The organism is Serratia sp. NCCP-200, assembly GCF_059697885.1.
Genome location: NZ_BAAKUJ010000012.1, coordinates 23,273 through 40,932, shown reverse-complemented (window position 1 = coordinate 40,932; position 17,660 = coordinate 23,273). Strand labels below are relative to the sequence as shown.

The following is a 17,660-nucleotide window of genomic DNA, read 5'->3' as shown; positions in this document are numbered from 1 at the left end:
GTCAAATGATGGGGTTATGGAAAAATATCGCGATCGCGACCTGCGGTCGCTAAAAAAGACTAACCCCACCTGAAAAAGTGGGGTTAGTCAGCAATCTGAGAGGAATGCCTAGGCATTCCTCTTTTGTTTTATACGGGTGCTTATGCCAGCGTTATGGGCACTTATACACCTGGCCGATCATTTTGCTGTCCAGCGGTGCAAAACTTGAAAGCAGGTTCTGGCTTGGGCTGGTCGCACCGTAAATCACGTTGCCGCCCATTGCTGCTGCCTTGTTGCGCAGATCGTTAGCCGCGCCGCGCATAGAGCTGCCCTCACCACCACTCCCCGACAGCCAGTTGCTCTGAGTGCCGGTGACTTCGCCTACCAACTGGCATTCTGCTGCAGGCTTGGTGTCGGTAAATTTGACCTGTTGACCTGCGGCGGTCAGTTCATTGGTGCTGCTGCACCCTGCCAGCAGCAGCGCTGCCGATAGACCCAGTAAGGCTTTAATCCGCATCTTGTTCCCCATATGATGTTGAGAATTACGCAAAAGCTTATCAGAAAGCGTTGCCATCTCTTAAGCATCCGTTGCCACCGGCCACAAGTGCCTGGTCAACGTCTTGAGCGACAGCTGATGAACTATCAGTTTACACGCTTAATAGATACGGTCTGCAAAAATATCATCAAATTCAGCACTGACGCATCGGTAGCCGCTGACGTTGAAAAAAACGGGCACCACAATCAGCCCCACACAGAAGAAAGGAATAAAAAAACCCGGCCGAAGCCGGGTTTTGTGGTTAGCTCACAGAGGTGAGGGGAATTACATCATTCCGCCCATACCACCCATGCCGCCCATACCACCAGCGCCACCCATGTCTAACTTGTCTTCTTTCGGCAAGTCAGTGACCATGCACTCGGTGGTGATCATCAGGCCAGCTACAGAGGCCGCGTACTGCAGAGCAGAACGGGTCACTTTAGTTGGATCCAGGATACCCATCGCGATCATGTCGCCGTATTCTTCGGTGTAAGCGTTGTAGCCGAAGCTGCCTTCGCCTGCTTTCACCTTGTTGGCAATCACAGAAGCTTCTTCACCGGCGTTGATCACGATCTGACGCAGTGGAGATTCCATAGCACGCAGGGCAACTTTGATACCCACGTTCTGGTCTTCGTTATCGCCTTTCAGGCCAGCAATTTTGTCTGCTACACGGATCAGCGCTACGCCACCGCCAGCAACCACGCCTTCTTCTACCGCAGCACGGGTAGCGTGCAGGGCATCTTCAACGCGGGCTTTCTTCTCTTTCATTTCAACTTCAGTTGCGGCGCCAACTTTGATAACGGCAACGCCGCCAGCCAGTTTAGCAACACGCTCTTGCAGTTTTTCACGATCGTAGTCAGAGGTCGCTTCTTCGATCTGCTGACGGATCTGGGAGACGCGACCCTGAATGGTGGTTTCGTCGCCCACGCCATCGATGATGATGGTGGTGTCTTTGTTGATGACGATGCGTTTTGCCTGACCCAGATCTTCCAGGGTAGCTTTTTCCAGCTCCAGACCGATCTCTTCAGAGATCACGGTACCGGCAGTCAGGGTAGCGATGTCTTGCAGCATGGCTTTACGACGGTCGCCGAAGCCAGGTGCTTTAACCGCAGCCACTTTCACGATGCCACGCATGGTGTTAACCACCAGGGTCGCCAACGCTTCGCCTTCAACATCTTCAGCAATGATCAGCAGTGGTTTGCCCGCTTTCGCAACGGCTTCCAGCACTGGCAGCATTTCACGGATGTTGGAGATTTTCTTGTCAGCCAGCAGGATGAACGGGCTTTCCAGCTCGATAGAACCGGTTTCTGGCTTGTTGATGAAGTACGGAGACAGGTAGCCGCGATCGAACTGCATACCTTCAACCACGTCCAGCTCGTCTTGCAGGCCGGTGCCTTCTTCAACGGTGATCACGCCTTCTTTGCCCACTTTCTCCATCGCTTCTGCAATCAGTTTACCCACGGTTTCGTCGGAGTTTGCAGAGATGGTGCCTACCTGAGCGATAGCTTTAGAGTCAGAGCAAGGTACAGATAATTTTTTAAGCTCTTCAACCGCAGCGATAACCGCTTTGTCGATACCGCGCTTCAGGTCCATCGGGTTCATGCCGGCAGCCACAGCTTTCAGGCCTTCGGTGATGATGGATTGAGCCAGTACGGTTGCAGTGGTGGTACCGTCGCCCGCAGCGTCGTTCGCTTTAGAGGCAACTTCTTTCACCATTTGTGCACCCATGTTCTCGAACTTGTCTTCCAGTTCGATTTCACGAGCAACAGATACGCCATCTTTGGTGATGGTAGGAGCGCCGAAGGATTTATCCAGCACTACGTTGCGGCCTTTCGGGCCCAGAGTTACTTTTACTGCATCAGCGAGAACATTCACACCGCGGAGCATCTTCACGCGAGCGTCATTGCCGAATTTTACGTCTTTAGCTGCCATTGGTATTTCCCTTCAACTCGTTCAGTTCAGAAGATTTATAAAGCGTTATTACGCTTCAACAATTGCCAGAATGTCGCTTTCGGACATGATCAACACTTCTTCATTGTCGATCTTCTCTGCTTTCACGCCGTAACCGTCGTTGAAAATCACGATGTCGCCTACTTTCACATCCAGCGGCTGGATGTTGCCGCTTTCCAGAACACGTCCTTTACCAACGGCTACCACTTCACCACGAGTAGATTTACCCGCTGCAGAGCCAGTCAGAACGATGCCGCCAGCAGATTTTGATTCAACTTCTTTGCGCTTGACGATAACGCGGTCATGCAATGGACGAATACTCATTGAACGCTCTCCTGTAAGAAGGTTTCTATCAGATTTAGGGTTGTGCGCCAGATTATTGATACCGGCTCCGTGGGATTTGAAATGGGGGCGTTCCATCCCCCTTCAAGGGGCAGCAGCAAAAAAATTTTCGATTTGATGGCCTGCGGTGAACGCCATTAGCAAAAACGCGGCTAATCTCCCCTCACCCCGACCCTCTCCCACTATACGGACCGGATAACACATGGGCACTTGTTTAGGGAGAGGGGGTAGTCCAGAGTCGCGGTCAGGTACCGGGGGCAAATGTAGCACGTTCAGTCCCCTCTCCCTTTGGGAGAGGGTTAGGGTGAGGGGAAATTATCAGCGATCGTCACGCTTGTCGCGATCGTCGGGTTGATGATCCAAGGTGTAGCGGTCGTCTTGCTTGCGCTGGAATTCACCGTCGAAGGTATTGCCATTGGCGGCTCCGCCATTCTGGCCCCAACCGCCTGGGCGATAAACGGCGAGATGCGGCATCAGCTTCAGCGTCAACGATTTCTGCACCGGCGGCAACAGCAGCAACAGGCCAAGGAAATCGGTGAAGAAGCCCGGTATCACCAGCAGGAAGCCCGCCAGCACCAGTGAAACGCTTTTCACCATCTCCGCTGCCGGGCTTTCGCCCGCCGCCAGCTTCTGTTGCATCTGCACAAAGGTCTTCATGCCCTGATTACGCACCAGGGAAACGCCGACGCAGGAGGTAAACACCACCAGCAGCAGCGTCATTGCCACGCCGAACACGGCGGCAACTTTGATAAACAAGGATATCTCTATGTAAGCCAGTAGAAATATCAGCAGTAACGGTAACCAGCGCACCTGGTTCTCTCCTCTAGGTAGAGTCGGCGTACCCGCCCGATGGCGCATACGTGATAAATGGGGCCACTAATCGGCCAACCTTCTTACAATGGGGGCTTCCCGCCGCCATTTCAACCGGGCGATCTTTTTTATTCTCTATGTTACAAACGTGAAGCTCTTCACAGAAATCAAAAGCTGTCATTTGCTGAAGCACCAGATAGTGATCTACGTTCATTCATTTATTACCAACCAGCATATGATCTGGGCAGCGACAATAGCTGCGGTCAATACTTCCGCAGTTGGCCCGCTCGGCAACATTATTTTGTTATCCTGCACATAATTATATTCGGCAGCAACATAGAGAAGGTTCTCATGTCAAACAACATTCGTATCGAAGAAGACCTATTAGGAACACGTGAAGTCCCTGCAGAAGCCTACTACGGTGTTCATACTCTGCGTGCGATTGAAAACTTCTATATCAGCAACAGTAAAATCAGCGACGTTCCTGAGTTTGTGCGCGGCATGGTGATGGTGAAAAAAGCCGCCGCCATGGCAAACAAAGAGCTGCAAACCATCCCACGTAAAATTGCCGACGTCATCATCCAGGCATGTGATGAAGTACTGGATAAAGGCAAATGCATGGATCAATTCCCGGTGGATGTGTTCCAGGGCGGTGCTGGCACCTCGCTGAACATGAACACCAACGAAGTACTGGCAAACATCGGCCTGGAGCTGATGGGCCACCAGAAGGGTGAATACCAATACCTGAACCCTAACGATCACCTCAACAAGTGTCAGTCTACCAACGACGCTTACCCAACCGGGTTCCGCATCGCGGTTTACGCCTCCAACCAGAAACTGATCGATGCTATCAACCAACTGCGTGAAGGGTTTGACCGTAAGGCCAAAGAGTTCGAAACCATCCTGAAAATGGGCCGTACCCAGTTGCAGGACGCGGTGCCAATGACCCTGGGCCAGGAATTCCACGCCTTCAGCGTGTTGCTGAATGAAGAAACCCGTAACCTGCACCGTACCGCAGAGTTGCTGCTGGAAGTGAACCTGGGCGCGACGGCGATCGGTACCGCGCTGAACACCCCGGAAGGTTACCAACATCTGGCGGTTAAGAAACTGGCGGAAGTCAGTGGCCTGCCGGTGGTCCCTGCCGAAGACCTGATCGAGGCCACCTCCGACTGTGGCGCCTACGTGATGGTGCACAGTGCGCACAAGCGCCTGGCGGTCAAACTGTCCAAGATCTGTAACGACCTGCGTCTGCTGTCTTCCGGCCCACGCGCTGGCCTGAACGAAATCAATCTGCCTGAACTGCAGGCCGGTTCTTCCATCATGCCAGCCAAAGTGAACCCGGTGATCCCAGAAGTGGTTAACCAGGTTTGCTTTAAGGTGATCGGCAACGACACTTGCGTTACCATGGCCGCCGAAGCAGGCCAGCTGCAGTTGAACGTGATGGAACCGGTAATTGGCCAGGCGATGTTTGAATCCATTCACATCCTGACCAATGCCTGCTATAACCTGCTGGAAAAATGCATTAACGGTATTACCGCCAACAAAGAAGTGTGCGAGTACTACGTATTTAACTCTATCGGTATCGTTACCTATCTGAACCCGTTCATTGGCCACCACAACGGTGACATTGTCGGCAAGATCTGTGCTGAAACCGGCAAGAGCGTACGTGAAGTCGTGCTGGAACGCGGTTTACTGACCGAAGCTGAGCTGGATGATATCTTCTCCGTAGAGAACCTGATGCACCCGGCATATAAGGCGAAACGCTATACAGATGAAAATGAACAATAATAGACTCATCCGGTAGCCTGAAAGGCACGCTAATCCTCTGGATAGCGTGCCTTTTTTCTTTCTGTGAATACAAGCTCGTAACGTTTGGTTTTCATAAAAATCCATTTTAAGGGGTAAACACTATGCTAGTAGTAGAATTGGTGATCGTTCTACTGGCCATCTTTTTGGGGGCCAGGCTGGGCGGTATCGGAATAGGCTTTGCAGGCGGTCTTGGGGTATTGGTGCTGGCGATGATTGGCGTTAAGCCAGGCAGCATTCCCTTCGACGTTATTTCAATCATTATGGCGGTTATCGCCGCTATCGCCGCCATGCAGGTCGCTGGCGGGATGGACTATCTGGTGCAGCAAACCGAAAAACTGCTGCGTAAAAACCCAAAATACATCACCATTCTGGCCCCAATCGTCACCTACTTCCTGACCATTTTCGCCGGTACCGGTAATATCTCCCTCTCGGCCCTGCCGGTGATTGCAGAAGTGGCAAAAGAGCAAGGCATCAAACCTTGCCGCCCACTGTCTACTGCCGTGGTTTCTGCGCAGATTGCCATTACCGCCTCGCCGATCTCGGCAGCGGTAGTGTACATGTCTTCCGTTATGGAAGGTCATGGTGTGAGTTACCTGCATTTGCTGATGGTGGTGATCCCTTCCACTTTCCTGGCCGTGATACTGATGTCGCTGCTGGTTACCTGGCTGTTTGACTCCAAGCTGTCTGACGATCCGGTGTATCAAAAACGCTTCGAAGAAGGTCTGGTAGCCCTGCGTGGTGAGAACGTAATCGTGATCAAACCGCGTGCGAAAACCTCCGTGATGCTGTTCCTAGCTGGCGTACTGAGCGTAGTGGCTTATGCCATCATCAACAGCCCAAGCATGGGTCTGGTGACGACGCCGCTGATGAACACCACCAATGCCATCCTGATCATCATGCTGAGCGTGGCCACCCTGACCACCATCCTGTGCCGTGTCGAGACCGACCTGATTTTGAACTCCAGCACCTTCAAGGCCGGGATGAGCGCCTGTATCTGTATCCTGGGCGTGGCCTGGTTGGGTGACACCTTTGTGCAGGCCAACCTTGACTGGATTAAAGAGACTGCGGGTACCGTGATCCAATCCCATCCTTGGTTGCTGGCGGTGATCTTCTTCTTCTGTTCGGCGCTGCTGTACTCTCAGGCCGCCACTGCCAAGGCGTTGATGCCGATGGCGCTGGCCCTGAACGTCACCCCGCTGACGGCGATCGCCTCCTTTGCTGCCGTTTCTGGCCTGTTCATTCTGCCAACCTACCCTACCCTAGTGGCGGCGGTACAGATGGACGATACCGGAACGACGCGCATCGGCCGCTTCGTGTTTAACCACCCGTTCCTGATCCCTGGCACCTTGGGCGTGGCGTTTGCCGTCATCTTCGGCTTCCTGATTGGTAGCGTTATTCTGTGATCCTCAAGCGGGGCTTCGGCCCCGCTTTCTCCTCCTCATTCCCCTGCTGCTGATAATCTAACCTTCTAGCCAACACCGCTTCAGGGTATAGTGCCCTGTTACCAAACCTGGTTGAGAGGGCCGAAGATGTCTGATTGCGAAGCTATCGTCATACTCTGTACCGCACCCGATGAAGCCTCAGCGCAAGAGCTGGCGGCACGCGTCCTGGGGGAGAAACTGGCGGCCTGCGCCACGCTGCTGCCTGGGGCAACGTCGCTGTATTACTGGGAAGGGAAACTGCAACAGGAATACGAAGTGCAGATGCTGTTTAAAAGCGATCGTCAGCATCAACAAGCGTTACTCACCTACCTGAAACAACATCACCCGTACCAGACACCCGAACTGTTGGTGCTGCCGGTGATGGCTGGAGATAAAGATTACCTGTCATGGATCAACGCCTCATTAAACTGATATTGCTGCTTTGCAGCCTGTTCTTTCTGCCCACTGCGGCCCAGGCTTCACTGTTCGGCCAAAACGCGGGCAACCAGTTCGTCCCCGTCGATCAGGCATTTGCCTTTGATTTTAAACAACAGGGCCCCCAGTTGACGCTAAGCTGGCAAATCCGCCCTGGTTACTACCTGTACCGCCAGCAAATCAAGCTGGTGCCACAGCAGGCAACACTAGGCCAGTTCGAGCTGCCCGCCGGGCTGAAGCATAAAGATGAATTCTTTGGTGAGGTGGCGATATTCAAGGAGCCATTGGCCCTGAGCATTCCCCTGTTGCAGGCGGGTGACAATGCCAGCCTGAGCGTCACCTACCAAGGGTGTGCTGAGGCCGGTTTCTGCTATCCACCTGAAACCCGAGTGATCCCGCTGAGCGCAGTGGCACTTGCCGCAGAGCCCGCAGCACCGGTAGCCATAGCACCAGCAGAAACAGCACCGGCCAATCTGCCCTTCTCCCCCCTGTGGGCCTTGTTGATTGGTATCGGTATTGCGTTTACTCCTTGCGTGTTGCCGATGTATCCGCTGATTTCCGGTATTATTCTGGGCCGTGAGCGGCCACACAGCAGCGGACGCATTCTGGTGCTGGCCGTGGTATATGTGCAAGGCATGGCGCTGACCTATACCCTGCTCGGCCTGGTGGTTGCCGCCGCCGGGTTGCAGTTCCAGGCCGCGCTGCAACACCCTTACGTGCTGATCGGTCTGTCGGTGCTGTTTGTCGCCTTGGCTCTGCCCATGTTCGGCTGCTACTCTTTGCAGCTCCCCTCTTCACTGCAAACGCGGCTGGCCAACTGGAGCAACACCCAGCAGGGTGGCTCACTGGTGGGCGTGTTTGTGATGGGCGCTCTGGCAGGCCTGATCTGCTCACCATGCACCACCGCCCCTCTCAGCGCCATCCTGCTGTACATAGCCCAAAGCGGGAATATGTGGGCCGGTGGCGGCACGCTGTATCTGTATGCCTTGGGGATGGGTATCCCGCTGGTGATTGTGACGCTGTTCGGCAACCGCCTGCTGCCACGCGGCGGCCCGTGGATGCAGTACGTCAAGGAAGCCTTTGGCTTTGTGATCCTGGCGCTGCCGGTGTTCCTGCTTGAGCGGGTGATCGGTGACGTCTGGGGGCTGCGCCTGTGGAGCCTGCTCGGCCTGGCATTCTTCGGTTGGGCATTCGTCCTGAGCCTGAAATCATCCCGTGGCTGGACGCGAGCCGTCCAAGTGCTGCTGTTGGCGGCGCTGGTGATTTCGGCGCGTCCATTGCAAGACTGGGCATTCGGTAACACCTCCTCTGAGCAGGCGGCCCAGCCACATCTGAATTTCACTCGTATCAGTAACGTTGAGCAGCTTAATCAGGCGCTGCAACAGGCGAAGGGCAAGCCGGTGATGCTGGACCTGTACGCGGACTGGTGTGTCGCCTGTAAAGAGTTTGAGAAGTACACCTTCAGCGATCCAGAGGTGCAGACCCAATTGGCCGATACGGTGTTGCTGCAGGCCGACGTAACGGCCAACAATGCCGAGCAGGCAGCCTTGCTCAAGCACTTGCAGGTGCTTGGCCTGCCGACCATTTTGTTCTTTGACCGAGATGGCAAAGAGTTACCCGCAGCCCGTGTGACGGGCTTTATGAACGCAGAAGCCTTCGACGCACATTTGCAGAAAACCACTCGGTAAACGACACTGAGTTTCAGAACATTTTTTGGAGGGAGCACTAGTGCAACGTGAACAGGTTTTAAATACAGCCTTGGAGCTGTTGGAAAAACAGGGCCTGGCGACCACCACCTTGGAAATGCTGGCAGAAAAACTGGGTGTGCCATACAGCGACTTCAAACCGTTCTGGCCGGACCGTGAGGCACTGCTGTATGACTGCCTGCGCTACCACGGCCAGCAGATTGATACCTGGCGCCGCCAGTTGCAGCTTGATGAGACGCTGAGCCCGCAGCAAAAGCTGCTGGCGCGTTACGACGTGCTGGCAGAACACGTGCAGAATGAACGTTACCCTGGCTGCCTGTTTATTGCCGCCTGTAGCTTCTTCCCAGAGAGCGACCACCCGATCCATCAACTGGCCGAGCAGCAGAAGATCACCTCGCTGGACTTCACCCGCGATCTGTTGCGTGAGATGGATGCCGACGACGCCGATTCGGTAGCGCAGCAAATGGAACTGGTGCAGGAAGGCTGCCTGAGTAAGCTGCTAATAAAACGCCAGTTGCAGGATGTGGCCGTCGCCAAACGGCTGGCCGAAGATATCTTGCATATTGCCCAGTGCCGTCAGTTCGGTGCGTTAAGCTAAAGCGTGATATGCAGTGACATGGTGGCAACAGAGGTAGAATTACGCGGCCTTTGCCTGAAAAGCCAGCAATCGGCGCTGTTTTCACGTTTTTCGTCACAAATCCGTTGACGCCGCACGGCCAATACGGTTTAATGCGCCCCGTTGCCCGGATAGCTCAGTCGGTAGAGCAGGGGATTGAAAATCCCCGTGTCCTTGGTTCGATTCCGAGTCCGGGCACCATAATTCAGAAAAACCCGCCTATGGCGGGTTTTTTGCTTTTGGGTTAAAACTACCCCGCTATAAACCTGCTAAACGTTCCCTCTACAAAAAGCCCTGACTGATTAAAAACTGCCACCACGGCATACCAATCATCACGTGAACAACGAACGTGAGTAAGGCAATCACAGTCCCGGTGATCCACCATGATTTGATGTCATTATAGCCAGCAGAAAAAACGATAGGCCCTGCGGCTCCACCATAGTGCGTAATGCATCCACCATAGGAGTTGGAAAATAATATGGCTAAAGCCAGGATCATCGGCGGCGCCCCTGCCACCATGCCGACAGTGGCAAAAACCGGTACCATCGCGGCAACATAAGCACCGCCGGAAGCAAACAGATAGCGGATAAAAATGCTGATCAACAGCAGTATAACCACCACATAATTGCCTGAACCGCTAAAGGTAAAGTGATGAGAAAACCAATCGGCTAACCAGGTGAAAAAACCGGTCTTGGATAAGGTACTGCTCAGGCCAATAATCCCGCCATACCAAATCAGCGTGCTCCACCCACCTTTGTTTTTTAGAATATCATCCCAACTGACCACGCCAGAAAGCAAGGCAAGCACCATCACAATAATCGCAACGGTCGCTGCATCAATCCCTAACTCACCGGAAAATATCCAGCCTAGTAATGCCAATAGAAATATAATCATCAACCCTTTTTCCCTCTTCGTCATAGGGCCTAAGGTAGCCAAGCCTTCAGCCGAGAGGGTTTTATTGTCGATACATTTCAACTCTGGGGGCGAGATTTTATAAGTGATGTAGGGAATAACCGCCAGCATAATTAACCCCGGTATCCCTCCGGCCAATGCCCATCCCAGCCAACTTATCTTGATATGAAAAATGTCGGACATCAGGCTCAATGCCAACGCATTGCCGGCAAAGCCCGTTAAGAACATATAACTGGTGGTTTTCGTCACCATATAGATATTGATCATAAGAAAACGCCCGGCCTTACGCGGACTCTTCTCTGGATCGGAGCCTAAGGCCACCGCAATACTATTGATGATAGGAAAAATTATGCCACCGGCTCGGGCGGTATTTGACGGCGTCGCCGGGGCAAGGATCAAATCCAGCAATACCGTGACATAGCCAAGCCCCAGCGTGGTACTGCCGATCCGGCCAATCAGTTTATAGGCAATTCGCTTGCCAAGCCCTGTGGTGACGAAAGCAGCACTGAGGGTAAATGCGGCAAAAACCAGCCAGGTGGTTCCTGATGCATAGCCACTTAACGCTGCACTGAATTTTAGTTTGCCGTCACCCAACATCTCGATCACCACCGCGGATGCGGCAACCGCAGTCAATAAAACCACCGGTTCAGGGTACGGCTTAATCACCAACCCGATAATCGCTGCCAAATAAATCCCCAAAAGCTTCCAGGCCATCGGAGAAAGGCCTTCGGGTGCAGGAATAGCAAACACCAGAAGAGGGATTACCAAGATCAACCCCATTTTCCATACATTGGTTTTTATCATAATCACTCACCTAGATATCATATTAATCGCTGAAGTAATTGGCTATAGAACTCACCACCCTATTTCCTCTCAAACGGATTAAGATAATATTTAATAATATTGACACGCATGCCCCTCAGGCATTGCCCGATAAAGCCCTGAGAGGCAAAACCATTTAATCAATAATGCACCGCACTCCGATTAATTTAACCGACATTCCCCCCCAGATAAAAAGGCATGGTGTTAAATGACAAATAGCGATAAGTATCCTGAGCGGTATCACTTATATTCGCCATGTAGCCAAGATATTCGTTCACCTCAGGAAGTTGCCCTGTCATGGCCGTTATCGCACTTAATTCAGCAGAGGCCAGGTAAACCTTGGCATCCACGCCTAACCGATTAGGAAAATTGCGGGTTGAGGTTGAAACGACACGGCTTCCCGGTTTAACCCTGGCCTGATTTCCCATACAGAGTGAACAACCTGAAGGCTCGATCCTGGCTCCTGACTTGATAAAATGACTGAAGTAACCTTCGTTGCTCAATTGCACCGCATCCATTTTTGTTGGCGGAGCCAGCCAGAAACGTGTTGCAACCTCACCTTTATACTGATCTAACAGCTTACCGGCGGCACGAAAGTGACCGATATTGGTCAAGCATGAGCCAATAAACACCTCGTCAATTTTTTCACCGGCCACTTCAGAAAGTAAACGCACATCATCAGGATCGTTTGGTACACACAGGATCGGTTGTGTTATTTCAGACAAATCGATATTAATAACCGCGGCATACTCGGCATCAGGGTCTGCACTCAATAGCTGAGGGTTGGCCAGCCAGTCCTCCATCTCCTTGATTCGTTGCAGCAGAGTCGGCCGGTCCTGATAACCCTGAGCCACCATCCATTTCAGTAACACCACGTTGGATCTTAAGTATTCTTCGACTTCAGGTTGCCCGAGTTTAACCGTACACGCCGCCGCGGAACGTTCAGCCGAGGCGTCGGCCAGTTCAAATGCCTGCTCAACCTTCAGCCCCGTCAATCCCTCTATTTCGAGGATACGGCCTGAGAACACATTCTTTTTATCCTGCTTGGCAATCGTCAGCAGGCCCTCTCTGATGGCGAAATACGGAATGGCGTGCACTAAATCGCGCAGTGTGATCCCCGGTTGTCTTTCACCATGAAAACGGATCAAGACCGATTCAGGCATATCCAACGGCATAATCCCGGTAGCTGCCGCAAAAGCCACCAAGCCTGAGCCGGCAGGGAATGAAATGCCTATCGGGAATCGGGTATGGGAGTCAGCCCCGGTCCCCACGGTGTCCGGCACTAGCATACGGTTTAACCATGAATGGATGATGCCGTCGCCGGGGCGCAGTGAAACCCCACCTCGTTGAGTCATAAAGTCGGGTAATGTCTGTTGCAGATTAACATCGACTGGCTTTGGATAGGCCGACGTGTGGCAAAACGATTGCATCACCAGATCGGCAGAAAACCTCAGGCAGGCAAGGTCTTTCAACTCATCTCTCGTCATGCCACCGGTGGTATCCTGCGAGCCTACCGTGCTCATTTTTGGCTCGCAATACTGCCCCGGGCGTACCCCGACGGTGCCACAGGCTTTACCCACTATTTTTTGTGCCAAGGTGTAGCCGGTATGCTTTTCTGCCGGAACAGCAGCCTGGCGAAATACCTCACTAGGCGGTAACCCCAGTGAAATACGCGCTTTAGCAGTGAGATCACGGCCAATAATCAGCGGAATGCGCCCGCCCGCCCTGACCTCATCCAAAAGTACCGGGCTTTTTAATACAAACCGGCTCACGACTTCTTCACTGTCATGGCGACGGATCTCGCCTTGGGCTGGATAAAGGTCGATCACATCGCCCATCGCCAGTGAGGTGACGTCTACTTCAATCGGCAGAGCTCCCGAGTCCTCCAACGTATTGAAGAAGATCGGCGCGATCTTACCCGCCAGCACTATACCGCCACAGCGTTTACCCGGAACAAAAGGAATATCCTGGCCGATATACCACAGGATCGAATTGGTCGCCGATTTGCGCGATGAACCTGTGCCGACAACGTCCCCCACATAGGCTAAAGGATGACCGGCCTGGCTTAACGCCGCTACCTGGCTGACTGGCCCGATGATGCCTGGCAGATCGGGCGTGATGCCCTCACGAGGAACGCTCAGCATCGCCAGCGCATGCAGTGGAATATCAGGGCGTGACCAGGCTTCTGGCGCAGGAGATAAATCGTCAGTATTGGTTTCTCCCGTCACCTTCATGACCGTTAAGGTGATTTTTTCTGCTACCGCGGGGCGGGAGGTAAACCATTGCGCGTCGGCCCAAGAAAGAAGAACCTGCTGAGCCATTACATTACCTTGCCGAGCCTTGCTTTCAACCTCGGCAAATTTGTCGAAAACCAGTAACGTCGCAGCCAGCTCTTTGGCCGCCAAAGGGGCTAACACCTCATCATCAAGCAAATCTATCAGTGGCTGTACGTTATATCCCCCCTGCATAGTACCTAAGAGGTGCACCGCTTCTTGTCGGGTTATCAACGGGGAATCGGCTTTTTGCTGCGCAATATGGTCAAGAAATTCCGCCTTGATTTTTGCGGCATCATCCACCCCGGAAGGCACGTGGTGAGTTAATAATTGCAGTAATAAATCCCCTTCCTCCGGTACCGCCGATTGCAGCAATTTAACCAGCTGGATCACTTGTTCGGCTGTTAACGGTTTGGGTGGGATGCCTTTTTCGGCGCGCTCAGCGCTATGTTGCTTATAGTCGGCTAACATTGCTTTCTCCTGAAAATCCATTAAATAATCATGTTAAAAATATTTTACTCATTGAATTTATTGATCACTTGCTTAGCAAACTGCCCCACCCGTGTCAGGCCGTAGTCCCAGGGCCCAAACCCGGATTCCGCATTGATATGCCCTGCCTCACCGACATCAACCAGCTCACTACCCCATGCCCGCGCCCAATATTCTGCGCGGGCAAAACGCATTAACGGATCGTTATGGCTGGCAAATGCCAGGCTCGGTACCGCCAAAGGCTGGTTATTGATGCGCTCTTCCAATTCAAAACGTAGCGGTTCGGCCGGTGCCACCAATACCACTCCGGCCACTCCCGAAACCCCACTCTGGACGACATAACAGGACGCCAAGGCACCAAAGCTGTGTCCGATCAAAATGGCCGGTTGCTTACAGGCCAATAGCTCCCGCCGGATGGCTAATCCCCAACTGTCCACATCTGCCTGAAACCAGTCACGTTGGCGGATCCTGCGCCACGTTGGAAAACGCCGGGACCAGTAGCTTTGCCAATGCTCCTCACCGCTGTCGCGCACCCCAGGGACCAGTATCATGGTCAGGTGTGCCGCCACCTCGGCCAGTGCGCTGTCCATTTCTGTCATTTGCATCAGGCGCGATCCTTGTTAAAACCCATCAGCATGGGTACTGAGCCAATAACCAGGTCACAGCCAGCAGATCGGCACTGCCACCGGGGCTGAGGTTATCCGCAGTCATCCGTTGATCCAGCCTAATCAACGCCCTGCGACGCTCGGCAAGCCCGGCGTCCTGCATCTCTAACAGTTGCCGGGCCTGGCGTTGTACAAAGCGCAAACCAGCAAGCCCGCCACGCGACACCAGATTGGTATCGCAGTTATGCGCCATCAGCGTCAGCAGCACATGCCATAACACCTGTTCTTCCGCGTAGCCAGCTTTGCAAGCCTGCTGCCATGCAGGTAATGCGTATTGCCGTACCGTCATGAACCCGCTGGCGGCTTCCCCCCTGGCCCCCTTCATGCCGTATTGCTGATACAACCGCTCGCCTACCGTGACACCCCGACGCCTCTGAACCAGCTCCTGTTCCACCAGATGAGCGCTCAGGGACGATACTGCCTGGCAAAGAGTGGTGCTGGTGATCGCCTGCTGCTTCCCCGCCAGGCGCCCCGCCGCCGTACACAACAAGCCCAGCGAGAAAATGCCCCCCTTATGAGTATTCACTCCGCCGGTAGCCCGAAACATATCCTGCTCACACGCCAACCCCACCGGCCTCACCTTGCTTAAGGCTACGTAGCCTTTCTCATTGGCCGACAGCTCACCTACCGTGACGAAACGACTGAACCAGGGAGCTATCGCCGCGATGCTGCGGCGGAACAACGGCAAATCCATATCACGGTGAGCGCCATTACCATCCCGGTCTACCAAGCCCGGTTTGGGAGTCAGTTCCACTTCACGTCGTAAAGCTTCGACGGCCAATTGCGCAATGGCGCCAGCAGTAATAGGCTCACACCGATGAGCTGTTGACGTAGTCATCAATCTTGTCCTCTATACTCTGTAACAACCGCGATAGCGGATGTTTGCCAGAACGGGCACAAGCATGCGCGGGTTCATCGCAAACCAGACAGGTACGGGCGGGTTGTCCGCAACTACTGCGGCTCAACAACCCGTCCTGTGGGCTAAAAACATCCATATCCCATAACCGTCCTAGAGGGTGCTGGTTTTCCAACGCAACCGTGGCACGTTTTACCGCCGCTGCGGGTGCCGCTATCGCCCAGAAAGCCTCCGCGCCTTCGTGCAACCAGAAAACCTGATGCTGGCAGATCCCCCACCCGGCTCCCTGAACCAACTCCCCAAACGCCATTAGTGCCACCTGCATGACCTGACGGGCTTGCGGGCTATCTTTAACCTCGCCAGGCCAGACCAACGTCAGTGAAACCAGGGTCTCTTGCCAGCGCTCCAACCAGAGTCTTTGCCGCTCGGCCCGTCGATCCCGGGCGGCCAGCAATGCCTCCAGCGTCACCGGGGTGACCGCAACAGCAGGTGCGCTACTCACGGCTGTTTCACCTGGCGGACAACGTCTATAACGCTACCGTCGCGGTAACGGATCACTCCGACAATGCGATCCTCAAACTCGATGGGTTTCGGTTCACCGCAAATTTCCAATGTTCGCTGATGCAGTGTTTCAATGCTCATGAGCGGCAGACCCGCGGCCAACAGGCGTTGGTATACCTCCGGGCGTGCAGGATTCACCGCAATACCATGGTCGGTGACCAAAACATCAATGCTCTCGCCAGGAGTGACGCAGGTCGTCACTTGGCGTACCACCGTAGGAATACGGCTGCGGATCAAGGGGGCAACCACGATGGTCAGATTAGCAGCGGCAGCCACATCACAATGCCCACCCGAAGCCCCGCGCATGACTCCGTCCGATCCGGTTATCACGTTAACGTTGAAATCGAGGTCAATCTCCAACGCGCTGAGGATGACGATATCCAACTGGTCACAACAGGCCGCTTTAGCCGCCGGGTTGGCGTAAACGCTGGTCGAAATTTCCACATGTCGCGGATTTTTTGCCAGTGAGGAGGCTGCGCTGTTGTCAAAGCTTTGCGTATCCAGCAGAGTTTTGATCAAGCCTTTCTCGTGCAGATCGACAAGGCTGCCGGTGATCCCCCCCAACGCAAAACTCGCCACGATGTCTTGGCGTAGCATGCGAGTCTCAAGGAAACGGGTGCAGGCCGTTGATGCGGCGCCAGAGCCGGTTTGTAGCGAGAAACCGTTGTTGAAATAGCCTGAATGCTCGATCACATCAGCAGCCATTCGGGCAATCATCAGCTCACGCGGGTTGCTGGTCACACGTGCCGCCCCTACGCTGATTTTCGCCGGGTCACCAACCTCTGTGACCTGCACTATGCTATCTACCTGAGTCTGCAAAAGACTGGCAGGCAGGTTGGGGAATGGGACGATTTCCTCAGTCAGCAGCACCACGTGGCGAGCATACTGTGCATCCACCATCGCATAACCGAGTGAGCCGCAGCGTGACTGGCCTGCTGTCCCGTTAGCATTGCCATACTCATCGCTGCAAGGCACGCCGAGGAAGGCCACATCAATGGTGATTTCACCACTTTCGATCAGCTTCACCCGCCCGCCATGAGAATGGATCTGTACCGGTTCTTTCATCAGCCCGTTAGAGATAGCCTCAGCCAACGGGCCACGCATGCCCGAGGTATAAATTTTGCGGATAACGCCGTTACGAATATGTTCAATCAATGGCGTATTGCAGGTCATCAGAGAGCTGGAGGCCAAGGTGATGTTTTTCAGTCCCTGCCTGGCCAGAGCGTCCACTACGGTATTGATGACTTTATCGCCCTCACGAAATCCATGATGAAAGGAGATGGTCATACCGTCGCGCAAACCACTGCGGGTAATGGCGTCTTCCAGGCTGGCACACAGTTTGCGCTCATGCTTTTGACGGATATCGGCCAGGTAAGGAGTATGGACGTTAGCACCACTGAATAGCGTCCAGTGATGCTCATCGGCGCAGTGCTGGCGCAATGAATCAACTACATTAATCATCGACTTTTCCCGTTGGTT

The 17,660-nt window shown here is 53.7% G+C and carries 15 protein-coding genes and 1 tRNA gene; 6 read left to right on the top strand and 10 right to left on the bottom strand.

Features of this window, described 5'->3' with window-relative positions; translation table 11 throughout:
* Nucleotides 1-151: 151 nt before the first annotated feature.
* The 4 genes from AC6HVW_RS24755 to AC6HVW_RS24740 form a co-directional block, all read right to left on the bottom strand.
* Nucleotides 152-496, bottom strand: a complete 345-nt coding sequence (locus AC6HVW_RS24755; protein ID WP_024484770.1) for a DUF4156 domain-containing protein — start codon at nt 494-496, stop codon at nt 152-154.
* Nucleotides 497-799: 303 nt separating this feature from the next.
* On the bottom strand, nt 800-2,446 hold the full coding sequence (gene groL, locus AC6HVW_RS24750; protein WP_021807582.1) for a chaperonin GroEL: 1,647 nt from the start codon (nt 2,444-2,446) through the stop codon (nt 800-802).
* 48 nt (nt 2,447-2,494) lie between these two features.
* Nucleotides 2,495-2,788: a co-chaperone GroES gene (locus AC6HVW_RS24745; protein ID WP_004952634.1), complete on the bottom strand. Its 294-nt coding sequence runs from the start codon at nt 2,786-2,788 to the stop codon at nt 2,495-2,497.
* Nucleotides 2,789-3,124: 336 nt separating this feature from the next.
* Nucleotides 3,125-3,616, bottom strand: coding sequence for an FxsA family protein (locus AC6HVW_RS24740; RefSeq protein ID WP_024484768.1), 492 nt, complete (start codon nt 3,614-3,616; stop codon nt 3,125-3,127).
* A gap of 351 nt (nt 3,617-3,967) precedes the next feature.
* On the opposite strand from AC6HVW_RS24740, the gene aspA reads away from it, so the two are divergent.
* The 6 genes from aspA (at nt 3,968) to AC6HVW_RS24710 (ending at nt 9,804) form a co-directional block, all read left to right on the top strand.
* Entirely contained in the window at nt 3,968-5,404 is a 1,437-nt protein-coding gene (aspA, locus tag AC6HVW_RS24735; RefSeq protein WP_021807586.1) for an aspartate ammonia-lyase, read from the top strand.
* A 122-nt stretch (nt 5,405-5,526) separates the two neighbouring features.
* Nucleotides 5,527-6,828, top strand: a complete 1,302-nt coding sequence (locus AC6HVW_RS24730) for an anaerobic C4-dicarboxylate transporter (protein ID WP_021807587.1) — start codon at nt 5,527-5,529, stop codon at nt 6,826-6,828.
* 126 nt (nt 6,829-6,954) lie between these two features.
* Entirely contained in the window at nt 6,955-7,278 is a 324-nt protein-coding gene (cutA, locus tag AC6HVW_RS24725) for a divalent cation tolerance protein CutA (RefSeq protein WP_025123794.1), read from the top strand.
* Nucleotides 7,254-8,969, top strand: a complete 1,716-nt coding sequence (locus AC6HVW_RS24720) for a protein-disulfide reductase DsbD (RefSeq protein ID WP_497569724.1) — start codon at nt 7,254-7,256, stop codon at nt 8,967-8,969. The genes cutA and AC6HVW_RS24720 overlap by 25 nt, the downstream gene beginning before the upstream one ends.
* A 40-nt stretch (nt 8,970-9,009) precedes the next feature.
* Nucleotides 9,010-9,585, top strand: coding sequence for a transcriptional regulator (locus AC6HVW_RS24715; RefSeq protein ID WP_021807590.1), 576 nt, complete (start codon nt 9,010-9,012; stop codon nt 9,583-9,585).
* Between the two features lie 143 nt (nt 9,586-9,728).
* Nucleotides 9,729-9,804: transfer RNA gene (locus AC6HVW_RS24710), tRNA-Phe, on the top strand.
* A gap of 81 nt (nt 9,805-9,885) precedes the next feature.
* Here AC6HVW_RS24710 and AC6HVW_RS24705 read toward each other — a convergent pair.
* From AC6HVW_RS24705 to citF, 6 genes are all read right to left on the bottom strand, one after another.
* A complete protein-coding gene (locus tag AC6HVW_RS24705; RefSeq protein WP_141130993.1) occupies nt 9,886-11,319 on the bottom strand; it encodes an anion permease in 1,434 nt (477 codons plus the stop codon).
* 185 nt (nt 11,320-11,504) lie between these two features.
* Nucleotides 11,505-14,081 carry a bifunctional aconitate hydratase 2/2-methylisocitrate dehydratase gene (acnB, locus tag AC6HVW_RS24700; protein WP_186487126.1) on the bottom strand — a complete coding sequence of 859 codons (2,577 nt, stop codon included), beginning with the start codon at nt 14,079-14,081 and terminating at the stop codon, nt 11,505-11,507.
* A gap of 44 nt (nt 14,082-14,125) precedes the next feature.
* Entirely contained in the window at nt 14,126-14,704 is a 579-nt protein-coding gene (locus AC6HVW_RS24695) for an RBBP9/YdeN family alpha/beta hydrolase (protein WP_071682933.1), read from the bottom strand.
* A 25-nt stretch (nt 14,705-14,729) separates the two neighbouring features.
* A complete protein-coding gene (gene citG / locus AC6HVW_RS24690; protein ID WP_071682934.1) occupies nt 14,730-15,602 on the bottom strand; it encodes a triphosphoribosyl-dephospho-CoA synthase CitG in 873 nt (290 codons plus the stop codon).
* Complete coding sequence (gene citX / locus AC6HVW_RS24685; protein ID WP_186487128.1) at nt 15,574-16,122, bottom strand: citrate lyase holo-[acyl-carrier protein] synthase; 549 nt, start codon at nt 16,120-16,122, stop codon at nt 15,574-15,576. Before citX ends, citG begins: the two co-directional genes overlap by 29 nt.
* Nucleotides 16,119-17,642 carry a citrate lyase subunit alpha gene (gene citF, locus AC6HVW_RS24680; RefSeq protein WP_071682953.1) on the bottom strand — a complete coding sequence of 508 codons (1,524 nt, stop codon included), beginning with the start codon at nt 17,640-17,642 and terminating at the stop codon, nt 16,119-16,121. Before citF ends, citX begins: the two co-directional genes overlap by 4 nt.
* Nucleotides 17,643-17,660: the final 18 nt, after the last annotated feature.